Annotated in this window: 14 protein-coding genes; 3 read left to right on the top strand and 11 right to left on the bottom strand. The window is 46.9% G+C overall.

The annotated features are described in order from the left end of the window. Positions 1-168: 168 nt before the first annotated feature. Genes nagA through agaR form a run of 5 tightly spaced genes read right to left on the bottom strand, consistent with a single transcriptional unit; the run spans position 169 to position 5,404 of the window. Entirely contained in the window at positions 169-1,320 is a 1,152-nt protein-coding gene (nagA, locus tag NO992_RS09925) for an N-acetylglucosamine-6-phosphate deacetylase (RefSeq protein ID WP_371376600.1), read from the bottom strand. Beyond that, positions 1,313-2,221, bottom strand: a complete 909-nt coding sequence (locus NO992_RS09920; RefSeq protein WP_371376596.1) for an ROK family protein — start codon at positions 2,219-2,221, stop codon at positions 1,313-1,315. The genes nagA and NO992_RS09920 overlap by 8 nt, the downstream gene beginning before the upstream one ends. Beyond that, complete coding sequence (locus NO992_RS09915; RefSeq protein ID WP_371376593.1) at positions 2,218-3,336, bottom strand: SIS domain-containing protein; 1,119 nt, start codon at positions 3,334-3,336, stop codon at positions 2,218-2,220. The genes NO992_RS09920 and NO992_RS09915 overlap by 4 nt, the downstream gene beginning before the upstream one ends. Further along, positions 3,333-4,622: a D-tagatose-bisphosphate aldolase, class II, non-catalytic subunit gene (locus NO992_RS09910; RefSeq protein WP_260491644.1), complete on the bottom strand. Its 1,290-nt coding sequence runs from the start codon at positions 4,620-4,622 to the stop codon at positions 3,333-3,335. Before NO992_RS09910 ends, NO992_RS09915 begins: the two co-directional genes overlap by 4 nt. Positions 4,623-4,633: 11 nt before the next feature. Beyond that, on the bottom strand, positions 4,634-5,404 hold the full coding sequence (agaR, locus tag NO992_RS09905) for a transcriptional repressor AgaR (protein WP_010376494.1): 771 nt from the start codon (positions 5,402-5,404) through the stop codon (positions 4,634-4,636). Between the two features lie 255 nt (positions 5,405-5,659). On the opposite strand from agaR, the gene NO992_RS09900 reads away from it, so the two are divergent. From NO992_RS09900 to NO992_RS09890, 3 genes are all read left to right on the top strand, one after another. Continuing rightward, positions 5,660-7,030: a Gfo/Idh/MocA family oxidoreductase gene (locus NO992_RS09900; RefSeq protein WP_138521455.1), complete on the top strand. Its 1,371-nt coding sequence runs from the start codon at positions 5,660-5,662 to the stop codon at positions 7,028-7,030. Between the two features lie 103 nt (positions 7,031-7,133). Beyond that, positions 7,134-9,983, top strand: coding sequence for a TonB-dependent receptor (locus NO992_RS09895; RefSeq protein ID WP_371376588.1), 2,850 nt, complete (start codon positions 7,134-7,136; stop codon positions 9,981-9,983). Between the two features lie 38 nt (positions 9,984-10,021). Further along, positions 10,022-11,311 (top strand): DUF3472 domain-containing protein, encoded by a 1,290-nt coding sequence (locus tag NO992_RS09890; protein ID WP_371376586.1) that lies wholly within the window; start codon positions 10,022-10,024, stop codon positions 11,309-11,311. Here NO992_RS09890 and NO992_RS09885 read toward each other — a convergent pair. Genes NO992_RS09885 through NO992_RS09860 form a run of 6 tightly spaced genes read right to left on the bottom strand, consistent with a single transcriptional unit; the run spans position 11,308 to position 17,927 of the window. Further along, positions 11,308-12,012: a response regulator gene (locus NO992_RS09885; RefSeq protein ID WP_017218317.1), complete on the bottom strand. Its 705-nt coding sequence runs from the start codon at positions 12,010-12,012 to the stop codon at positions 11,308-11,310. The genes NO992_RS09890 and NO992_RS09885 overlap by 4 nt on opposite strands. A 2-nt stretch (positions 12,013-12,014) precedes the next feature. Beyond that, the gene (locus NO992_RS09880) at positions 12,015-13,643 is read right to left on the bottom strand and encodes a sensor histidine kinase (protein WP_253107666.1); all 1,629 of its coding nucleotides are present in this window, start codon (positions 13,641-13,643) and stop codon (positions 12,015-12,017) included. Positions 13,644-13,673: 30 nt separating this feature from the next. Beyond that, positions 13,674-15,182 carry a tripartite tricarboxylate transporter permease gene (locus NO992_RS09875; RefSeq protein WP_010606897.1) on the bottom strand — a complete coding sequence of 503 codons (1,509 nt, stop codon included), beginning with the start codon at positions 15,180-15,182 and terminating at the stop codon, positions 13,674-13,676. 3 nt (positions 15,183-15,185) lie between these two features. Beyond that, entirely contained in the window at positions 15,186-15,662 is a 477-nt protein-coding gene (locus NO992_RS09870; protein WP_010376507.1) for a tripartite tricarboxylate transporter TctB family protein, read from the bottom strand. Between the two features lie 60 nt (positions 15,663-15,722). Continuing rightward, positions 15,723-16,685 (bottom strand): Bug family tripartite tricarboxylate transporter substrate binding protein, encoded by a 963-nt coding sequence (locus NO992_RS09865; RefSeq protein ID WP_371376579.1) that lies wholly within the window; start codon positions 16,683-16,685, stop codon positions 15,723-15,725. 12 nt (positions 16,686-16,697) lie between these two features. Continuing rightward, on the bottom strand, positions 16,698-17,927 hold the full coding sequence (locus tag NO992_RS09860) for an OprO/OprP family phosphate-selective porin (RefSeq protein WP_371376630.1): 1,230 nt from the start codon (positions 17,925-17,927) through the stop codon (positions 16,698-16,700). Between the last annotated feature and the right edge of the window lie 175 nt (positions 17,928-18,102).

Here is an 18,102-nt window from a genome sequence, read left to right as displayed (position 1 = left end):
AGCGAACATCATCCTTGAAGTCGTCTAAAATGCAATCAATTCGCGAAAAAGTTTCTAATGCGAAACTTTGTGACCCATTTTTACCGCATCGCTTACTGCTAGGCCGCTGTATTTAAGAAAATTCCGTTGTATTTTGTCAATTTTAGGGCGGTGAGCTTGGGTTTTTGTTTAAAATATCTGCTTTCCAAACAAGTTGGCATGCTGGACTTGGAAGACATCATCTAGCAAAGAAAAATGCGCTATTTTACCCACTTCAATGCTACCAAGTTCATTGTCCATATTTAAATAAGTTGCGGGTACTAAACTTGCCATATTGATGGCTTCTAGAAGCGGAATATTGGCTAATTCTGCTAAATTCTTCACTGCTTTTTCAAGTGTTAGTGTACTGCCGGCCAAACTGCCGCTGTGAGTTTTCGCCACGCCATCCTTTACCACAACTGGCATTTCACCCAATTGATATTCACCATCTTTAAGGCCACCAGCATTAATACAATCACTGATCAAGGCCACCTTATGCTGACCTTTTAGGCGGTAGATCAACTGTAAAATCGCAGGGTGCAAATGAATACCGTCGGCAATCACTTCCACCAAGGCTTGGCTATCAAGTAACAACGCACCAGCACAGCCCGGCTCACGGTGATGAATGCCGCGCATGCCGTTAAACACATGCACCCCGCCGCAGGCACCATGTGCTAGGGCAGCATTGGTTTGCGCAAAATCCGCATCACAATGACCTAACATCACTCGCACCCCATGTTTACTTAGGTACTGTGTCATCTTAACGCCATTAGCCTTTTCGGGCGCGAGTGCCACCGCTTTAAGCGCACCATCAGCCGCGCTAATCATTTCATCAATTAAGGCTTCGTCTAACGGCTTAAAGAAAGCTTCGTTATGGGCACCTTTGTGTTTTTCACTAAAAAATAAACCCTCACTGTATCCGCCCAGCACCTGAGCGCCCGGCATCTTTTGCTTATAGGCGGCTCCAATAACCTTCATCGCGGCAATAGTTTGTGGCCATGTAGTCGTCACCGTGGTTGCCAAAAAACCAGTGACGCCATGTTTGAGCAAAGACGTGCTAATGGTCTCTAAACTGGAGAGTTTGCCATCAATAACATCACAGCCCTCGCGGCCATGAATATGCAAATCAATTAACCCAGGCCACATATCTAAATTAGAATAACATTCGGTATTATTTGGCGCGTCCGTCGCTGGAATAATCGCGTGAAAACGCTCACCCTTTATTACCGCAACGTGCGCTTCAAGGACGCAGGTAGGGGTATAGATACGACGGGGCTGAATATAACGAAGCTGCTCAAGCATGTACTATACTCCCAAGTAATGCCGCACCCAATGCGCCACTCGCATCACCATGCTTGGCTCTAACAATATCTGGCACAGATACCGCTGAAAACACATGGGGTTCGATGGCTTTTGGGAGCGTCTCTACAAGTTCATCAATCAGCGACATACCACCGCCAAGCACGATAACTTCTGGGTCATATGCTTTGATTAAATTTGCAAACGCCGAGCCCAACAGATCCATATAGCAATTAAAAGCATGGCGTGCTTCACTTTCTCCAGCCCGCATCGCTGTGATAACTTGTTCTGAGGAACGCTTCCGCGTAGTGAAATGTTGATACAAACCGGCAAGCCCTGGCCCTGCGACATAGCGCTCTAAACACCCTTGCAGTCCACAGCCACACGCTAAAATAGGCAGGTGATATTTTTGCTGCAACACCGCAGAAAGCGGATGGTGGCCATATTCTCCGGCGATCCCTTGGGCACTTTTATACAACGCGCCGTCAATGCAAAATCCGCCTCCGGCACCAGTGCCTATTATTGCCCCAAAGACCTTTTGATATTGCTTACCGGCTCCAAGACTGGCTTCTGATAACGCAAAGCAACGGCAGTCATTTTCTACCGCAATGGGCCGTTCAAGTTGTGCAACGAGATCAGCCTTAACTTCTTTACCATTGGCACAAGGGACATTTGCTGATAGCACGCGCTGCTGCGCATTTACTATCCCCGGCATACCAATACCAACCTGTCCTTTACAACCATATTTGTCATCTGCTTGCTGCACCAAAGTGACGATTTGCGCTAAAAACGCCTCATAACTGTGCTTTGGGGTCGCCACACGCCACGATTCAATACGTTGTAGTTTTTCATCGAACACCGCAATTTCAATTTTACTCCCGCCAACATCCACCCCATAAATCATACTTCACTCCCAAATGGATGAATGACTACGCCCTGCACAACTCTATTCACTTCCCCCGACGGGCAAGGATTGTCCGGTGAAATACCGAGGGTTAGCGCTTTATAGAAACTTAACTGCTGTGCAAACAACATATACAGTAACCCTTGCCACACGTCTTCTAGTGGTGGCACTTTAGGACAAAGTGAATGCACCGTCATGGCTGTACCGTCACGCTGCAACTCGGCAACTAAATCTTGATCGTACAAGCTGGTATAACCATCACTTGAGATAAAACATACCACGACAGTTTTGCTATTGATAAGTGATTTTGGACCATGACGGAAGCCAAGCGGTGACTCGCTCACGCTCATTACTTGGCCTGCCGATAACTCAAGCATTTTTAGCGCGGCTTCCTTTGCAAATCCCAGTAAACAACCCGATCCTAAATACACCAAACGTTCAAATGGTTGTTGTGCAAATGCACGGATATTTTGCTGCTCTGTCGCAGCTAACATGCTTTGCGCTGCATTGATCAACTTATCCACGGAGCCGTCATCCGCAGCAAAAAGTTGTAGCGCTGCGACCATCATTGACGAATAGCTACTCGTCATTGCAAAACTTTGGTCAAGTGTAGGCTCCGGTAGCAATATACTTATTGCATTGCTTGCCTGCTGCGCTGCTTGATGCAACTTTCCATCACGGTTGCAGGTGATAAAAAGGTGCTGACTGTTACTAACCAGCTGTGTTACCAACTCTACGGCTGCTACACTTTCTGGGCTATTACCGGAGCGAGCAAAGGATACCAATAAACACGGTTTATCCGTCGCTAGGTATTGCCTTGGTGCAGCAACTAAGTCAGTTGTGCTCACTGCCCGCACACTTTGGCGCATGTGTGTATTAAGATGAGTGGCGATGGCGTCACCGATATAAGCGGATGTACCCGCCCCTGTCAAAATAATCTGGGTATCAGGGTCATCTAGAAAAGGAGCTAACTCCAACAAAAGCCTAGGCTTTATGCTCGCAACCAACTGAGCGGTTTCTTGCCACATCTGTGGCTGCTGACTAATCTCTTTTGCTGTCCAATAGGCATTCAGTGTTTTTAATTGCGCAATTTCGTGTCCTAGCAAAGTGTTCATGACGCTTTCTCCATGGCAAAACACGCATTTGAATAGCGAGCTACAACACGTTGAATTTTGGCAATCACCAACGCTTTGGCGTCCCTTTCTATTTCACCACGGCGTACTTGTTGATATAACTCTGGAAAATATTGGCTGATAAGCGGCAATGGTAAAGTCTGCCGCGCTAGGTTTTCGAGCATCGTTGCTAACGCCTTTTGCACCGCTTCTTGATGCCAGTAATAGCGAATACGGTCGCTAAAGCTAAATTGGCGCAAGAACCGGAGTTGCTGTGACTCGCCGTGATAAAAACGCTGCCAACTCGTTGGCTCTGCCAGCATGACCTCGTCCACTACCTCAATAAACTGACTGTGAACATCGGGTAGTAATTGCTTTTCAATATGGTGAAGCGCGAATAATCCTTCGCGCAGCGCAAAGGTCAACTCAGGCCCTACTTTCAAAATGGCAAAGTGATCAGCAACCAGCGACTGATAAGCGCCTGCAGTTTGATAATCTGTCGAATGCGCTTCGAAAGCGATACGGTCAACGGTACGAATAAAGTCTTTTAGTGCACTTGCTTCATTCGGTTTGTAGTCAAATACTTGGGTATTATCAAACTCAACACCCGGCTGCACCACCATTGCAACCACGCGTTGCCAAGCATCCGTTAATCCTTTGTTTGCAAAGAGTTCACGGTGGCAAGCTAGGGTTTCTTGCGCAGCAACTTGGCTGGTCGGTTGAAGACTGTCAATCTGTTCATCAGCTCCACCTGGAGGAGGAACTTCAGTACCAATCACATAAACAATATCACTACGACCAAACGTCGCAATCGCGGCGGCTTCCGCAGTTTGACACAACAAGGCAGCGCGATCAGCGACAATATCATCACTTAACGCGTCAGGATCGTCAGCACAGGGCATACTGGCATCTAAGTGAACTTTCTTAAAACCGGCCTTCACGTATTCAGCGACTAAGTCGCACGCTTTGGCCATCGCGGCTTGGCTATTTTCACTCGTCCAACAGACTGGTCCCAAGTGATCACCGCCAAAAATCAGTAACTGCTTATCAAAACCAAGCTCGTCAGCCATCTCTTCGACTTTGGCAATAAAATCCGCGGGACGCATCCCGGTGTAACCGCCAAATTGGTTAACCTGATTGGCCGTGGCCTCAATTAATAGCAGCGTATTTTCCTGCTTGGCATATCTTATCGACGCTTCCAGCACCCAAGGGTGAGCTGAGCAAATGGCATAAATGCCTGAGTTTTTCCCTGATTTATTGGCTTCGATTAGGGCTTGGAAACGCCGCATATGATCACCTCTTAAGACGTTATTAAATGTACCTCAATTCCGGCGGCAACCAATTGCTGATGAATATCAGCTGGAATACCACTGTCCGTTACCAAAACGTCAATTTCTTCGCAGGCGATAATACGGTGTACACCTTTACGATCGAACTTGCTGGAGTCCGTCACTACTATGACTTGTTTTGCAGCTTTACACATCTCGCGGTTAAGCGCGGCTTCTGGTTCAAAGTGTGTTGTTACACCAACATCAACAGAGAATCCATCAACACCGAGCACCAGACGATCAAAGTGATATTGCTTTAGCTGATCTTCTGCGTGGCTGCCATAAAACGACAGCGACTTTTTACGCAGTGAGCCTCCGGTCATCAACACTTCAACGCCATCAGCTACAACGAGCGCTTGCGCCACATTAAGTCCATTAGTCATCACCACTAACTGTTGATGCTCAGTCAGTTGCCTCGCAACCTCTTCGGTGGTGGTACCTGAGTCCAGAATAATAGACTCATTATTGCCTATAAGACCCGCCACTACCTTTGCAAGCTCTACTTTCACTTGGTGATGATGATCGTGCTTTTCCGTTATGGTGAGCTCTTTGGTTAACCTAGAACTCGCAACGGCACCACCATGAGAGCGAACCAACAATCCTTTTTCATGTAGGGCATTGAGATCATTTCTGATCGTCACGGTTGATACACCAAATTGTTCTGCCAGTTCTGTTACTTCTACTCGGTCCGCTTGACCAACGAGTTGAACAATTTCGTGGCGTCTTTCGATGGTGTTCAGCATGACACCTCCTTTCGTTTTGGTTAAATTTAGTCTACACACCTTTCATTTGCTTTCAATTTATTTTTTTAATTTTCAATCAAAATAAAAACAACCAACTGTTTTACATGGATTTAAATAAAAAACCAAAGCATTTTGAAAATAAAACGAAAGAACATGAAAGATATTTTGCTTGCGTTCAAAATGAAACTGCCGTAATAATAACCAAAAAATAATATTTCGTTTTTAACAACAAGAGTGAACAACTAAGAGGTTATTATGGGTGATCTAAACCGCCGGCGATTTCTTCAATCAATGGCTGCTATCGCAGCAACAAGCGCAGTGGTTGGCTGCGCAAGTAACAATAATAAGACGCCGCTTACACCAAAGCCACAAGGAAATTCAGTTCAAGGTCTAGTCGTACCGAAACTGGATGTCGTGCGAGTGGGCTTTATTGGTGTGGGTCAACGTGGTGTTGGCGCGGTAAAACACTTTTGCCATCTTGACGGTGTCGAGATCAAGGCCATCTGCGATACACACCAAGAAGTCGTCGATAGAGCGGTTAAAATTGTTGTCGACAAGGGTTTACCCAAGCCTGCGACTTACGGCAAGAGTGATATGGACTATCGCCGCATGTTGGCGCGCGATGACATTGATATTGTGATCATCTCTACGCCTTGGAAATGGCATACGCCTATGGCGGTAGACACAATGGAAAGTGGCAAACACGCTTTGGTCGAAGTGCCAGCAGCAGTAACCATAGAAGAAGCGTGGCAATTGGTAAATACCGCAGAGCGCACGCAAAAGAACTGCATGATGTTGGAAAACGTTTGCTATGGCCGCGACGAGCTGATGGTATTAAACATGGTTCGCCAAGGGCTATTCGGTGAGTTACTGCACGGTGAAGCAGCTTATATCCATGAACTTCGTTGGCAAATGAAAGAAATTGAGCATAAAACGGGCTCATGGCGCACACATTGGCACACCAAACGCGACGGTAACCTCTACCCCACTCATGGTTTAGGACCAGTTTCTCAATATATGAATATCAACCGTGGCGATCGTTTCGACTATATCTCGTCCATGAGTTCACCTGCACTTGGTCGTGCAGCTTATGCCAAACGAGAATTCCCAGCAAATCATGAGCGTAACCAACTGAACTATATTGCTGGAGATATGAACACCAGCATCATTAAAACCATCAAAGGTCGTTCGATTATGGTACAGCACGATACCACTACCCCACGCCCTTACTCCCGCCACAATTTAATTCAAGGTACTAACGGCGTATTTGCAGGATTCCCCAACCGCATCGCGCTTGAAAACGGCGGGAGTAAGAGCTTTCACGAGTGGGATTACGACATGAATGATTGGTACGGTAAATACGACCATCCACTTTGGCAGAAAATGGGGGCTGAAGCAGAGCGCAACGGCGGCCACGGTGGCATGGATTTCTTAATGTTCTGGCGCATTATTTACTGCCTTCGTAATGGCGAGCCGCTAGATCAGGATGTTTACGACGCAGCTGCTTGGTCAGCGGTCTTCCCTCTTTCAATGGACTCAGTTGCAGACAGAAGTAATAGCAAGGACTTCCCGGATTTCACCAGGGGCACATGGCGCACTGCAGCACCACTAGGCATTGTTACATAACTAACCAAAGGTTAAATACGTTATCTATAGCAAATGCTATCAATGCCTGAATAAGCGCCCGTAAAGCGGGCGCAATAATAACAACACTCAACAGGACAACAAGATGAAACACACTCTAAAACTGTGTGCTGTGGGATTGGCCGTGAGCTGTGCCCTGTCCCAATACGCGCACGCACAGGAAACAGAACAAAACAGCGGATCCGACGAGCAAGATAAAGCCAAGCAACAAGTCGAGAAAATTGAAGTACGTGGCGTACGTTCGAGTATCAAAGAGTCACTCTTTCTCAAGAAAAACGCCGTCGGCGTAATGGATGCCATCGTTGCCGAAGACATTGGTAAGTTTCCAGATCAAAACCTTGCTGAAGCGCTACAACGAATGACAGGTATTGCCATTACCCGTAACGCAGGTGAAGGACAAAACGTCACAGTGCGGGGCCTTGGCGGGGACTTTAATGTTACCACCATCAATGGTCGTAGAATGGCATCAGAGCACACTAGCCGTGACTTTAACTTCGATTTAATTGCGCCTGAGATGGTTCAAGCATTAGAAGTGTACAAGTCACCACAAGCACAAACGCAAGAGGGGGGGATTGGTTCAGTCATCAATATAAAAACCCGCCGACCGTTAGATATGGATGGCTTTACCCTCGCCGGAAGTGCCAAAGCCATTTACGAAGAACGTACCGGCGATACCAACCCTCAAGCCTCCTTCCTCATTAGTGATACCTTTTTTGACAATACCTTTGGCGCGCTATTCACCGCCGTTTATTCAGAGCGAACACAACGCGAAGACTCCTACGAGGGACAAGGGTTTTACGATCCTGAAGAAAATACCGACGTGCGAGTCCCTGTTGATAGTAACCGAAATGGTGAGCTAGATGAGGGCGAGAAAGTACACCCATCAATGATCCCAGGATATGTACGATACTCGAACTGGCAAGACGAACGTGAGCGCATTGGTGCAAGCCTCGCCTTACAATGGCGCCCAACGAATGATATTGATGTCACCTTTGATAGCTTATACTCAAGTTACAAAACCGACGGTGAAAAATATCAAATCTCATTCGTCACCTATGATGAACCTTGGACGCCCGGGATCCCTGCAGTAGGTGAGTTAAAATTTAATGAAGATGGCAACGTCAACTACATTGAGTTAGTCGATGGTGCAATGGCTGAGCTACTGAACGTCTCTGAGCCTCGCAATACCGACACTTGGCAGGCCGGTCTTAACTTCAAGTGGTATGCCACCAGTAATCTAACGCTTGAATTTGATGTGTCTAAGTCCCGTGCCGAGCGGATCAATGATGGCGATAACCGCTACATCGTGGCGCGTGGCTTTGTTGATACCATCACCATAGATCAAACCGGCGACAACCTCCTGCCAGATGTGACTATGTCGCCAGCACTTAATGCCGATCAACCCTTTGGTGCTCACTACAGCTACAACTATGGCACGGAAGTGATAAGTGATGTTGAAGAGCTAAGGCTCGAAGGGACATTTATTCCAGAATGGGAATTTGTCAAAGACATCAAGTTTGGCTTTCATTACGGCAAGCAATCTAAAGCCAGAGATGTGAGCAAGTCAAATAACCCATCGATGTTCAGTAATGGTGGGGCTTATTTTAAAAGCTCAGATTACGACAGCTTTGATAACTCAAGCGTAGAAAAGCTCGGTGGTCTTAACTTATTTAGACTACCCGCAGATGTACTTGTACCCGCCAACTTTGATAACTTCCTAGATGGTGAGCCGGGCATGCACCCTGCGCCGTGGGCAAGCTTTGACTACGACAAACTCTATGCATTTTATCAATCCATCAATGCCCAAGCCGCAGATGAAAAAATTAGAGCCACCAAGAGCCCTAAAGATTCCTACGAGCTTTCTGAGTCAACGTTTGCACTTTATTTAGAGACCAACCTAGTCGGCGAGCTGTCGGAAATGCCTTACAACCTAAACCTAGGCGTAAGAGCAATCAAAACCGAGATCACCTCTGATGGCTACGTTTTTGATTACCCAAGTCTGGTATACAACGTAGAAGAAGACGAAGATGGCGATATTATCTATCGTATAGAAGGGGATATTGCCGATTATTACTCCGATTCTTACGTAGAAGATGACTACACTGATGTACTGCCTAGCATGAACTTTAAGTTAGAAATAACAGACTCACTGTTATTTAGAACCAGTGCGGCTAAAGTTATCACCAGACCTAGCATCGACTTTCTAACCCCATATAGCTCAATTAATTTCAGTAAGTTTGAACTTAATCTTGCCAACCCTGGGATCAAGCCACTTAGAGCAAACCAACTTGATTTGGGACTAGAGTGGTACTTCTCTGATTATGGTGCGCTCACCTTTGCAACCTATTACAAAGACATTAAATCTGTTATCGCTCAGGGACGTGTTGGCACGATAAAAGTGGGTAAATTCATAAAAGACGGCGTTGAAGTTGACGGTCCGGAATTTACTCAAGTATCTCCACGTTCAGAAGCGGGAGCAGAGATCAAAGGTTTCGAAATTGCTTACCAACAGTCATTTGAGGAATTGCTACCGGCACCATTTGATGGTCTAGGTATGCAAATCAACTACACATTTACGGATAGTAAATACGACGACCCCGAAAAAGACGAGCTACCGTTCGCTGGTATGTCTGAGCATTCTTACAATGCGGTTATCTATTATGAAAAGGATGACTACCAAGCGCGTATCGCTTACAACTGGCGAGATGATTACCTGAAGTATCCAGATGCATGGGGCGGCCCGGAATGGGCAGCGGATTATGGTCAGTTTGATTTCAGTGCCAGCTATAATCTTACTGAAAAGACACGAATTGACCTAAACGTGACTAACCTCACCAATGAGCGTCAATGGTCATACATTAAAACCCAAGAGCAAGTGAGCCACTTGAGCCGTTACGGCCGCAGTATCAGTTTAGGCATTAACACTTCTTTCTAATCAACATGGGGCAACGCGCCCCATTCAAGGAACTTAAGATGAAGAATACAATAATCACACCGATACTGCTGTGCGCCTCAGTATTTGCCTCAGCACAAGAGGCTTATATCAGCAGTTACGGTAACGCCTGGGTCAATAATGATATTGACGCCAGCAGGCAATATATAACTCAAGCCGGAATTGCCCCATGGCAAGATAAGCAACTCAGGTTTAATCACTATTTTTATGCCAATAACGTTGGCACCTATACCCTCTATTTACACCTTGAGAAACCAAGTGCACCAAGTACATTACTGGTAACGCATAACAATAAACAAGTGGCGCTTAACCTCGATAGACAAAGTCCGAATAAGGTTAAAGTCGGTGACTTTATCGTGACGCAAGTTGGCTATCAAACCGTCCAAATAGCCGGTGACACCTTAGCCAATGGGCGAAACAGTACCTTCCCTGCCATTACCGGGCTCAGTCTCGATGGCGAGGCCATGACCCCCGCGCCTAACTATGTCAAAGAAGACTTTTACTGGGGTCGTCGCGGCCCTTCAGTACACCTTTCCTATACCGTACCTGACAAAAAGGACTATAACTGGTTTTACAACGAAGTAACGGTGCCATCTGGCTATGATCCACAAGGTTCGTATTTTATGGCGAATGGTTTTGGCGAAGGTTACTTTGGTATTCAGGTAAACTCACCCACCGAGCGTCGCGTGCTATTTTCGGTTTGGAGCCCGTACCAAACCGATGATCCGAGCACAATTCCTGACAATCTTAAAATCAAATTACTCGCCAAAGGCGAAGGCGTTTACGTCGGTGAATTTGGCAATGAAGGTTCTGGTGGGCAAAGCTATTTACGTTATAACTGGCAACCGGATACGACATATCGCTTTTTGGTCAATATCGAGCCTAGTACGACTTATGAAGGCCATACAGAATATCGTGGCTACTTTTATGCGCCGGAAACCGGTCAATGGAAGCTGATCGCAGCCTTTAGCCGCCCTGAAACCAACACCTATGTTGCAAGACCGCATAGCTTTTTGGAAAACTTTTTACCCGAAGCTGGACAGTTTGAGCGTAAGGCATTTTATAACCGCCAGTTTTTGCGTGACACCCAAGGTAACTGGGTTGAGTTGAATCAGGCTAAATTCACTTATGACGCCACCGCCAGAAAAGGGTCGCGTTTGGATTATCAAGGTGGTGAGGAGCAAAGCCGCTTTTACTTACGTAATACCGGTTTCTTCACAGGACCTACACCTTATCTCAGCGAATTTACTCGTCCTAGCAGCAATGATGCGCCGGTGATCCCATGGCAGTCACTACAGGCACACCCTTAATTTAAATGATAGCTTCTCTCTGGCCGACCAATACTACCGTAGCTTTGGTCGGCTTTTACTTCTTCTATACTAACCAAAAACTCTAAATAGCGCCGAGCGGTTGAGCGGCTCACACCCACCAATTCTCCCATTTGGGTTGCAGTGAACACCTGCTTGGGCTGGCTTTGAAATGCCGTACGAATTTTTTCCAAAGTAAGTGGGTCTACGCCTTTGGGTAGTCTAGCCGTACTTGGTACGCTCGCCTGTTCACTACCAAATAAAGTGTCTACCATAGATTGCGTCACTTCATTGGCACCATCCAAACACTGCTGACGCGCCTCAAAGCGAGCGAGTGCGAGGTCGAGTCGTTCCAAGATCAGCGGTTTAACTAGAAAGTCGCAGACTCCCAAACGGATCGCTTTTTCTAACGTCGCTACTTCTTTTGCTGCGGTGATCAGCATCACTTCGCTTTTACAGCCTTGCTCGCGTAGCATCTTTAAAAACTCAAGGCCGTTGCCATCAGGTAGATAAATATCCAATAAAATTAAGTCAGCTTGTATCGCACTCAACAGTACCGTCGCGGTAGAAACATTGTCGCTACTGGCCACCACCCGATATTGCCCTTGCCTCGCGCTACTTGGTGTTGCCGGTGTCACTAGGTATTGCGCTAATAATTGTGCCACAGCTACTTCATCTTCGATGATCACCACAGAATAAGTCATTGTTATTGCTCTTTTACTTGCTTGGGAATAAAGACCGTGATCCTTGCACCAAGTAATTCAGACTCCCCAACCTCTAAGGTTCCGTGGCAGGAATCAAGATTTGTTTTTACGAGATATAAGCCAACACCATGTTGGTCGCCGGACTTAGTACTAAACTGCGGCGTAAACGCCTCTTCGACGTTACCAATCAGTCCAGTGCCGCTATCTTCAACATCAAAGATAATATCCTGAACCGTTTCATCCACTGTTACAACCACTTTGGCAGGCCGCAACTGTGCCGTCGTTCTTGCCGCTTCAATGGCATTATCGATGAGATTACCTAATATTGAAACTATTCGCTCCAACATCTCTTTTTGATGGATAGCACACAGCGCACTGTCGGAACTCACCTCGAGTGCCACATTGTGCTCTCGCGCTTTATGGTATTTACCGAGTAATAAGCCCGCGATCACTGGCTCTTGTATATAGGTGAGGAGGTTTTCAATTTGCGCTTGTGAGCCTTGGCTTTCTTGACCTATCAGCTCAATCGCTTTGTCATATTGTGCCATTTGGATAAGCGCGCCAATGGTATTTAACTTGTTTGAATAGTCGTGCGTTTGCACTCTCAACAGTTCTGCAAAAGCCTGTACTTTAGTGAGCTGCTTTGACACATATTCTAGTTCATCGGAGGGTCGCATACTCAGTAAAATACCTTCGTGTTGACCTTGCACTTGCAGCGCAAACCGCGATAACACCAAACGCTTGTCAGCAACAAATAGCTCAAAACCAACTAAAGGGCGATTGGGATTATGCAACAAGAAGTCGCTATGCTCTGGCAACAGATCGCTCAGGTGCAAACCTTGCTTACTCAAGCCGCGAGGCTTTTCGAGAATTTCGCACGCACGTTGATTCAAACGACGCACGCTGCCATCAGGGTCAAGCGCGATAATCCCCGTCCGTACGGTATTCAGTATGGCCTCTTGCTCTGCAAATAAGCGCCCGATTTCATCTGGTTGCAGGCCAAAAATGGCTTGGCGGACACGTCGACCAATCCAAATCGCGGCAATGACACTGAGCAGTAACACCGCTGCAGCTCCGACAAAAACGGCAATGCTGCGCTGCAACACCAACGACTCGACGGATTGCACTAAAAAGCCTACCGAGACTAAACCAATCACCTCACCAGCGGGAGAGTACACCGGCACTTTGCCGCGAATAGATTCACCTAAACTTCCCTGTGCCGTTGAGATATAACTCTCTCCGGACAGCGCCGCTTGACTATCCCCTCCGACCATAGTGCGACCAATTTTTTGCTCATCTGGGTGGGCAATACGTCGCGTTTCGGTGTCACCAATGACGATAAAATCTGCGCCAGTTGCCTGGCGCAGCAGCTCAACATTAGTATTGAGGCGTTGGATCTGTGAGCTATCCCTATCTGTTATGAGTGCCGCCATAACATCTTCACGAACCGCCACCGCCTTAGCCAAAGCCAAGGCTTTTTCTCCCACTTCCTGGTGTAAGCTTTGCGTAATAACCTGATACACCAGCGCGGTAAATAAGCATGCTTGGATCACACACAAGCCCACAACCCAAGTGATCAGTCGCGTTTCTAAGCGTTTTGGTCTGCGTGCTAATTTTTGTGATTGCGACACACGTATTTCCTCACTGCGGGTTTACTAGGGTTACTGCGCAACTTTTCGTTGCTGGAAGTACTCTTTTAATGGGATCAACAACACTAACATGGCAAGCGCAAATATGCCTAAAGTTAACGGCCGCTCCCAGATAAAGCTAATAGAGCCATCCGAAATCATCATGGCGCGGCGGTAATTACGTTCGATCATATCGCCGAGAATAAATCCAAGGAGCAAAGGTGCCATCGGGAAACTCAATAATCTCAGCACCACCGCCACCAAGGCAAAACCCACCATCATAAACAAATCGAAAGTATTAAATGACACCAGATAAACACCAATCAAGCTAAAGAATAAAATCATCACCGTGAGAACTGAACGCGGCAGGGTCAAAGCCTTTGCGAAATAAGGGATCAGTGGCAAATTTAAAATCAGCAGCACAATGTTGCCAAAATACATGCTCACAATTACCGACCAAAACACCGTAGGATTATCCTGCATTAACGTAGGACCCGGCTGAATACCATAGGCAATCAGCGCCCCTAACATAATCGCAGTGGTGCCAGACCCTGGGATCCCAAGCGTTAACAAGGGTACAAACGACCCAGTACAAGCGGCATTGTTTGCCGACTCAGGTGCCGCTAAGCCACGGATTTCACCACGCCCAAAACGCTCACGAATGGCTTTGGGTGCCAAATTTCGCTCTGTCGCATAAGCCATAAAACTCGCAATCGTTGCGCCAGCCCCCGGCAATACACCAATGATAAATCCTAAAATCGAAGAGCGCCCCACAACTGGCGCCATTTCTTTCACTTCAGCGCCAGATAATTTTGTTGAGCCAATAACGGGGGTGTCATCATCATTCGAACCTTGATTAGCTTTTTCAGGACGGATCACGTTGATCAGCGCCTCAGACAATGCAAAGGTTGCCATTGCGACCAACAAAAAGCTTACGCCGTCTAGCAAGTCTGCCTGACCAAAGGTAAAACGCTCAGTTCCAGATGAAGGGTCTATTCCCACCGTCGACAGCATCAAGCCAAATACGGTCATCATCATGGCTTTTAAAAATTGCCCTTTTGCAGAAAAAGCAGCAATCGCGGTCAGACCCAAAAACATCAACATCACATAGTCTGGAGACTGAAAACTTAAGCTCACTTTTGCAAGCAGTGGTGCGGCTATCATAAGCATCAACGCACCAATCGTTCCGCCAGTAAATGAAGCATAAGCGGCAATAGCCAAAGCCTTACCCGCATGTCCTTGTTTTGCCATTGGATAACCGTCAAATGACGATGCCACAGTACCAGCTACACCGGGAGCGTTAATCAAAATAGAGGAAGTCGAACCACCAAAAATAGCGCCGTAATATACGCCTGCCATTAAGATCATACCGGAGTCGGCACCGATGTTGTAAGTGATAGGGATCATCAACGCAATCGCCGTGATTGGCCCTAAGCCGGGCAACATGCCGATAAAAGTACCGACAAAGCAACCAACAATTACGTACAGTAAGTTTTGCCACATAAAGGCCGTGGACAGGCCAACTAAAATACCGTCTAACATGGCTTAACTCCAAAAATCACCAGGAACCAGATAGATCCCAAGTAGCTGCGTCATAATGGCCCAAAACACGATAACCACAGGCACTGAAGCCAATAACAAAATTTGCTTACGTCGCTCACCCATAATTAAAAAGCCACAGCCTAAAAACAAAATGGTCGAAACAATAAACCCGAGTTCTTCAAGCACACTGCTGTAGATAAGCATCAATACAATCAGTGCTGCACATTGGGCTATGGTTGCCTTGGAGATAGTCTCCGCTCCTTCACGTTTATCAAGCGCAGAGACGCCTTTAAACAATGTTGCGGCGATCGACAAAAGACAAACAACAATGCCAATCAGCGCGTATACCTTAGGCAAAGTTGCTGAGTTTACCGCCTCATACTCTTCAAAAGGCATAATCGGGATTTGCCAAGCAGATACCGCATAGAGTGAAAACAGAATTAAAAACAGCACTGGGCCTAACAATTCTCGGTTTAACATAGTGAATTACCCACTTTTAGGTGGTGCAGTAACCTCACTACAGCCACCTATTTAATTTAATCAGCGTCTAACGAAACCCAATTCTTCCATCACCACTTTCAGCTGCGCTTCTTGTGCCTCTAGCGCCTCAATAAACTCGTGCTGTGGCTTAAATAGATTCAACCAACCGTTGCGTGCACGCACCGCTTCCCACTCTTTGCTTTGCACCAGCTTTTGTAATCTCACGGTATATTCGTCGAGTTTTGCTTGGGGGAGATCCGGAGCCGCAAAAAAACCACGCCAGTTAACAAATTCCATGTTATAGCCTAGAGACTTCAGGGTTGGGATCTCTGGATAGTCCGCGATAGGCTCTGGCGCAGTCACAGCAAGAATGCGCGCCTGACCACTTTTTGCCATGTCGAGCGCTTCACTTAATCCGGTCGAGAGCATCTTCACCTCGCCAGACAATAAACCGGCCTTGGCTTTGCCACCGGCATCGTAAGGAATGTAACGCAGCTTGCGACCGTCAACACCTGCCGCTTTTACTGCTTGTGCTGCAACGAGATGATCCATACTTCCGCGAGCAGAACCACCCGCAACTGTCACTGAGCCAGGGTTTACTTCTAGACGAGCAATCACCTCCTTCCAGCTCTTAAAAGGCGAATCATCACGCACCACGAATGCACCATAATCGGCAATTACGCTGGCAACGGGCGTTAAATCACGATAACTGTAGGGGATCTTGCCCGACAATGCGCGCAGCACGATTGGTGTTGAATTAACCATCAACATATCGCCTTTTTTATTGCCCGATTCAATTAAGTAAGCAATAGCACGGCCGCCACCGCCGCCTGACATATTCTGAAACGACGCATTGGACTCAAGCCCTGATTTCACCAACGCCTCGCCCACAGCTCGAGCCGTAGTATCCCAACCACCACCTGGACCGCCGGGAATTAAAAAGTGGGTATCCGCTAATACCTGAGTAGACATCATTGCCACGCCAGCCATTGCTAACTTGAGATGCTTTAATGCAAACTTCATAACCTGCTCCCGTTAAAATAGATACTGCAAGCGTGCAGCAAAACCAAACCCTGAATCTTCGTCACCAACCAACGCGGAACTTCCAGCTCCTGAAACATCCGCATAGACAAGGTTAGCCATGAACTTTAAGCTGCTGGAATGGTAATAGGTGCCGCCCAGTGTGTAGGCGTCGACTTGCGTGCCTTGGTTGGCGTTTTCAGCATCCATACTGGAAATACGTGCAACCAACTCCCACGCATTTTTTACCCCTTTAGGTTGCTTAAATACCGCAGAGCCTGCGGAATATTGTTTGTGTTCACCGGTCAGGAAATAGCTCAAGGACAAGTGATAACCCGAAATATCTCCCCCATCTAAAGCAGAAGTAGGGTCGAGGGTATCTAAGTTGCGTGTGGCATATTCGGCCTCAAGCATAAAGGCGTTATGTTGATAAGCGAGTTCTAACCCGGCTTGTGACATGCTATCAAGGGCAACTACATCACCGCCTGCAGCATAATCCACGAGGCGCACTTTGGCTTCGCGTACTTCACCGCGAGCAAGGCGATTACCCAGCGTTGCACCGCCCATATCACGGTACGAACCCCAACCACCTAAATGCAGGGTTTTACCGGGAGTGTGTTGCGACCAAGTCAAACGCCCCGAATAGGCAAGTGCCAGACGGTCATCTTGGTCACGCCCAGATGCACCAAATGCGTCGTTTTTATATACCCCTAACGCATAGCGAAAACCGGAATCTTTAAAATATTGATAAGCTGATGCGCCCCACCGAAAGTAAGGAGAAAACGTATCAGCGATGGAACTGCGCTCTATGGTATTGATGTGTTTGCTGCTAGTGAGCGCATTCAGGGTGATATCTTCTCTTAATTTACCAAACTGAAAGCGCGGGCCGTTGTTCCAACCGGTATAGCGCACTCTTACTGTGACTATCTCGGCATCGCCTTCGGCAAAATCGAGTAGTAACTTGTGTTCCCAGTCGCCTTGCTCACTCTCGACATAGGTGCGGATCCGGCGCGGAAAAAAATCGCTCGCGGCATCACCCTTATTATCGGCGCTGTATGCACCACTAAAATGGTTAAAATCGAGTTGTACACGCCCACCAAACTCAAGGTTTAGTGATTTATTGGACTGTAATTCCTTTAATTGCGCTTCTAGCTTTGCAACCTTGCTGGCTAGTGCTTCATCTTGTTGTGCCAAAACGGGGCAAGCAGTTACCGCAATTAATGACATTGCTGCAACTGGCTTCATTATTGTTGTTCTCATTGCTCTGTACTCATTTGTCTTAAACGTATTGTGACTAGCGACTACAACCTGCTATCAAGTACGAGCTTATTGTTAACCCTCAATTAACCATAGATTGCGGAAATAAGTTGATTAAGTTGAGTAAAACGCGTTTTGTGCATAAAAATCATGAGCAATATGA

It is taken from the genome of Pseudoalteromonas sp. DY56-GL79, from assembly GCF_041414765.1.
Lineage (GTDB): Bacteria > Pseudomonadota > Gammaproteobacteria > Enterobacterales > Alteromonadaceae > Pseudoalteromonas > Pseudoalteromonas piscicida.
Note: the sequence above shows the minus strand (reverse complement) of the source record. Positions and strands in the feature narration are given on the sequence as shown.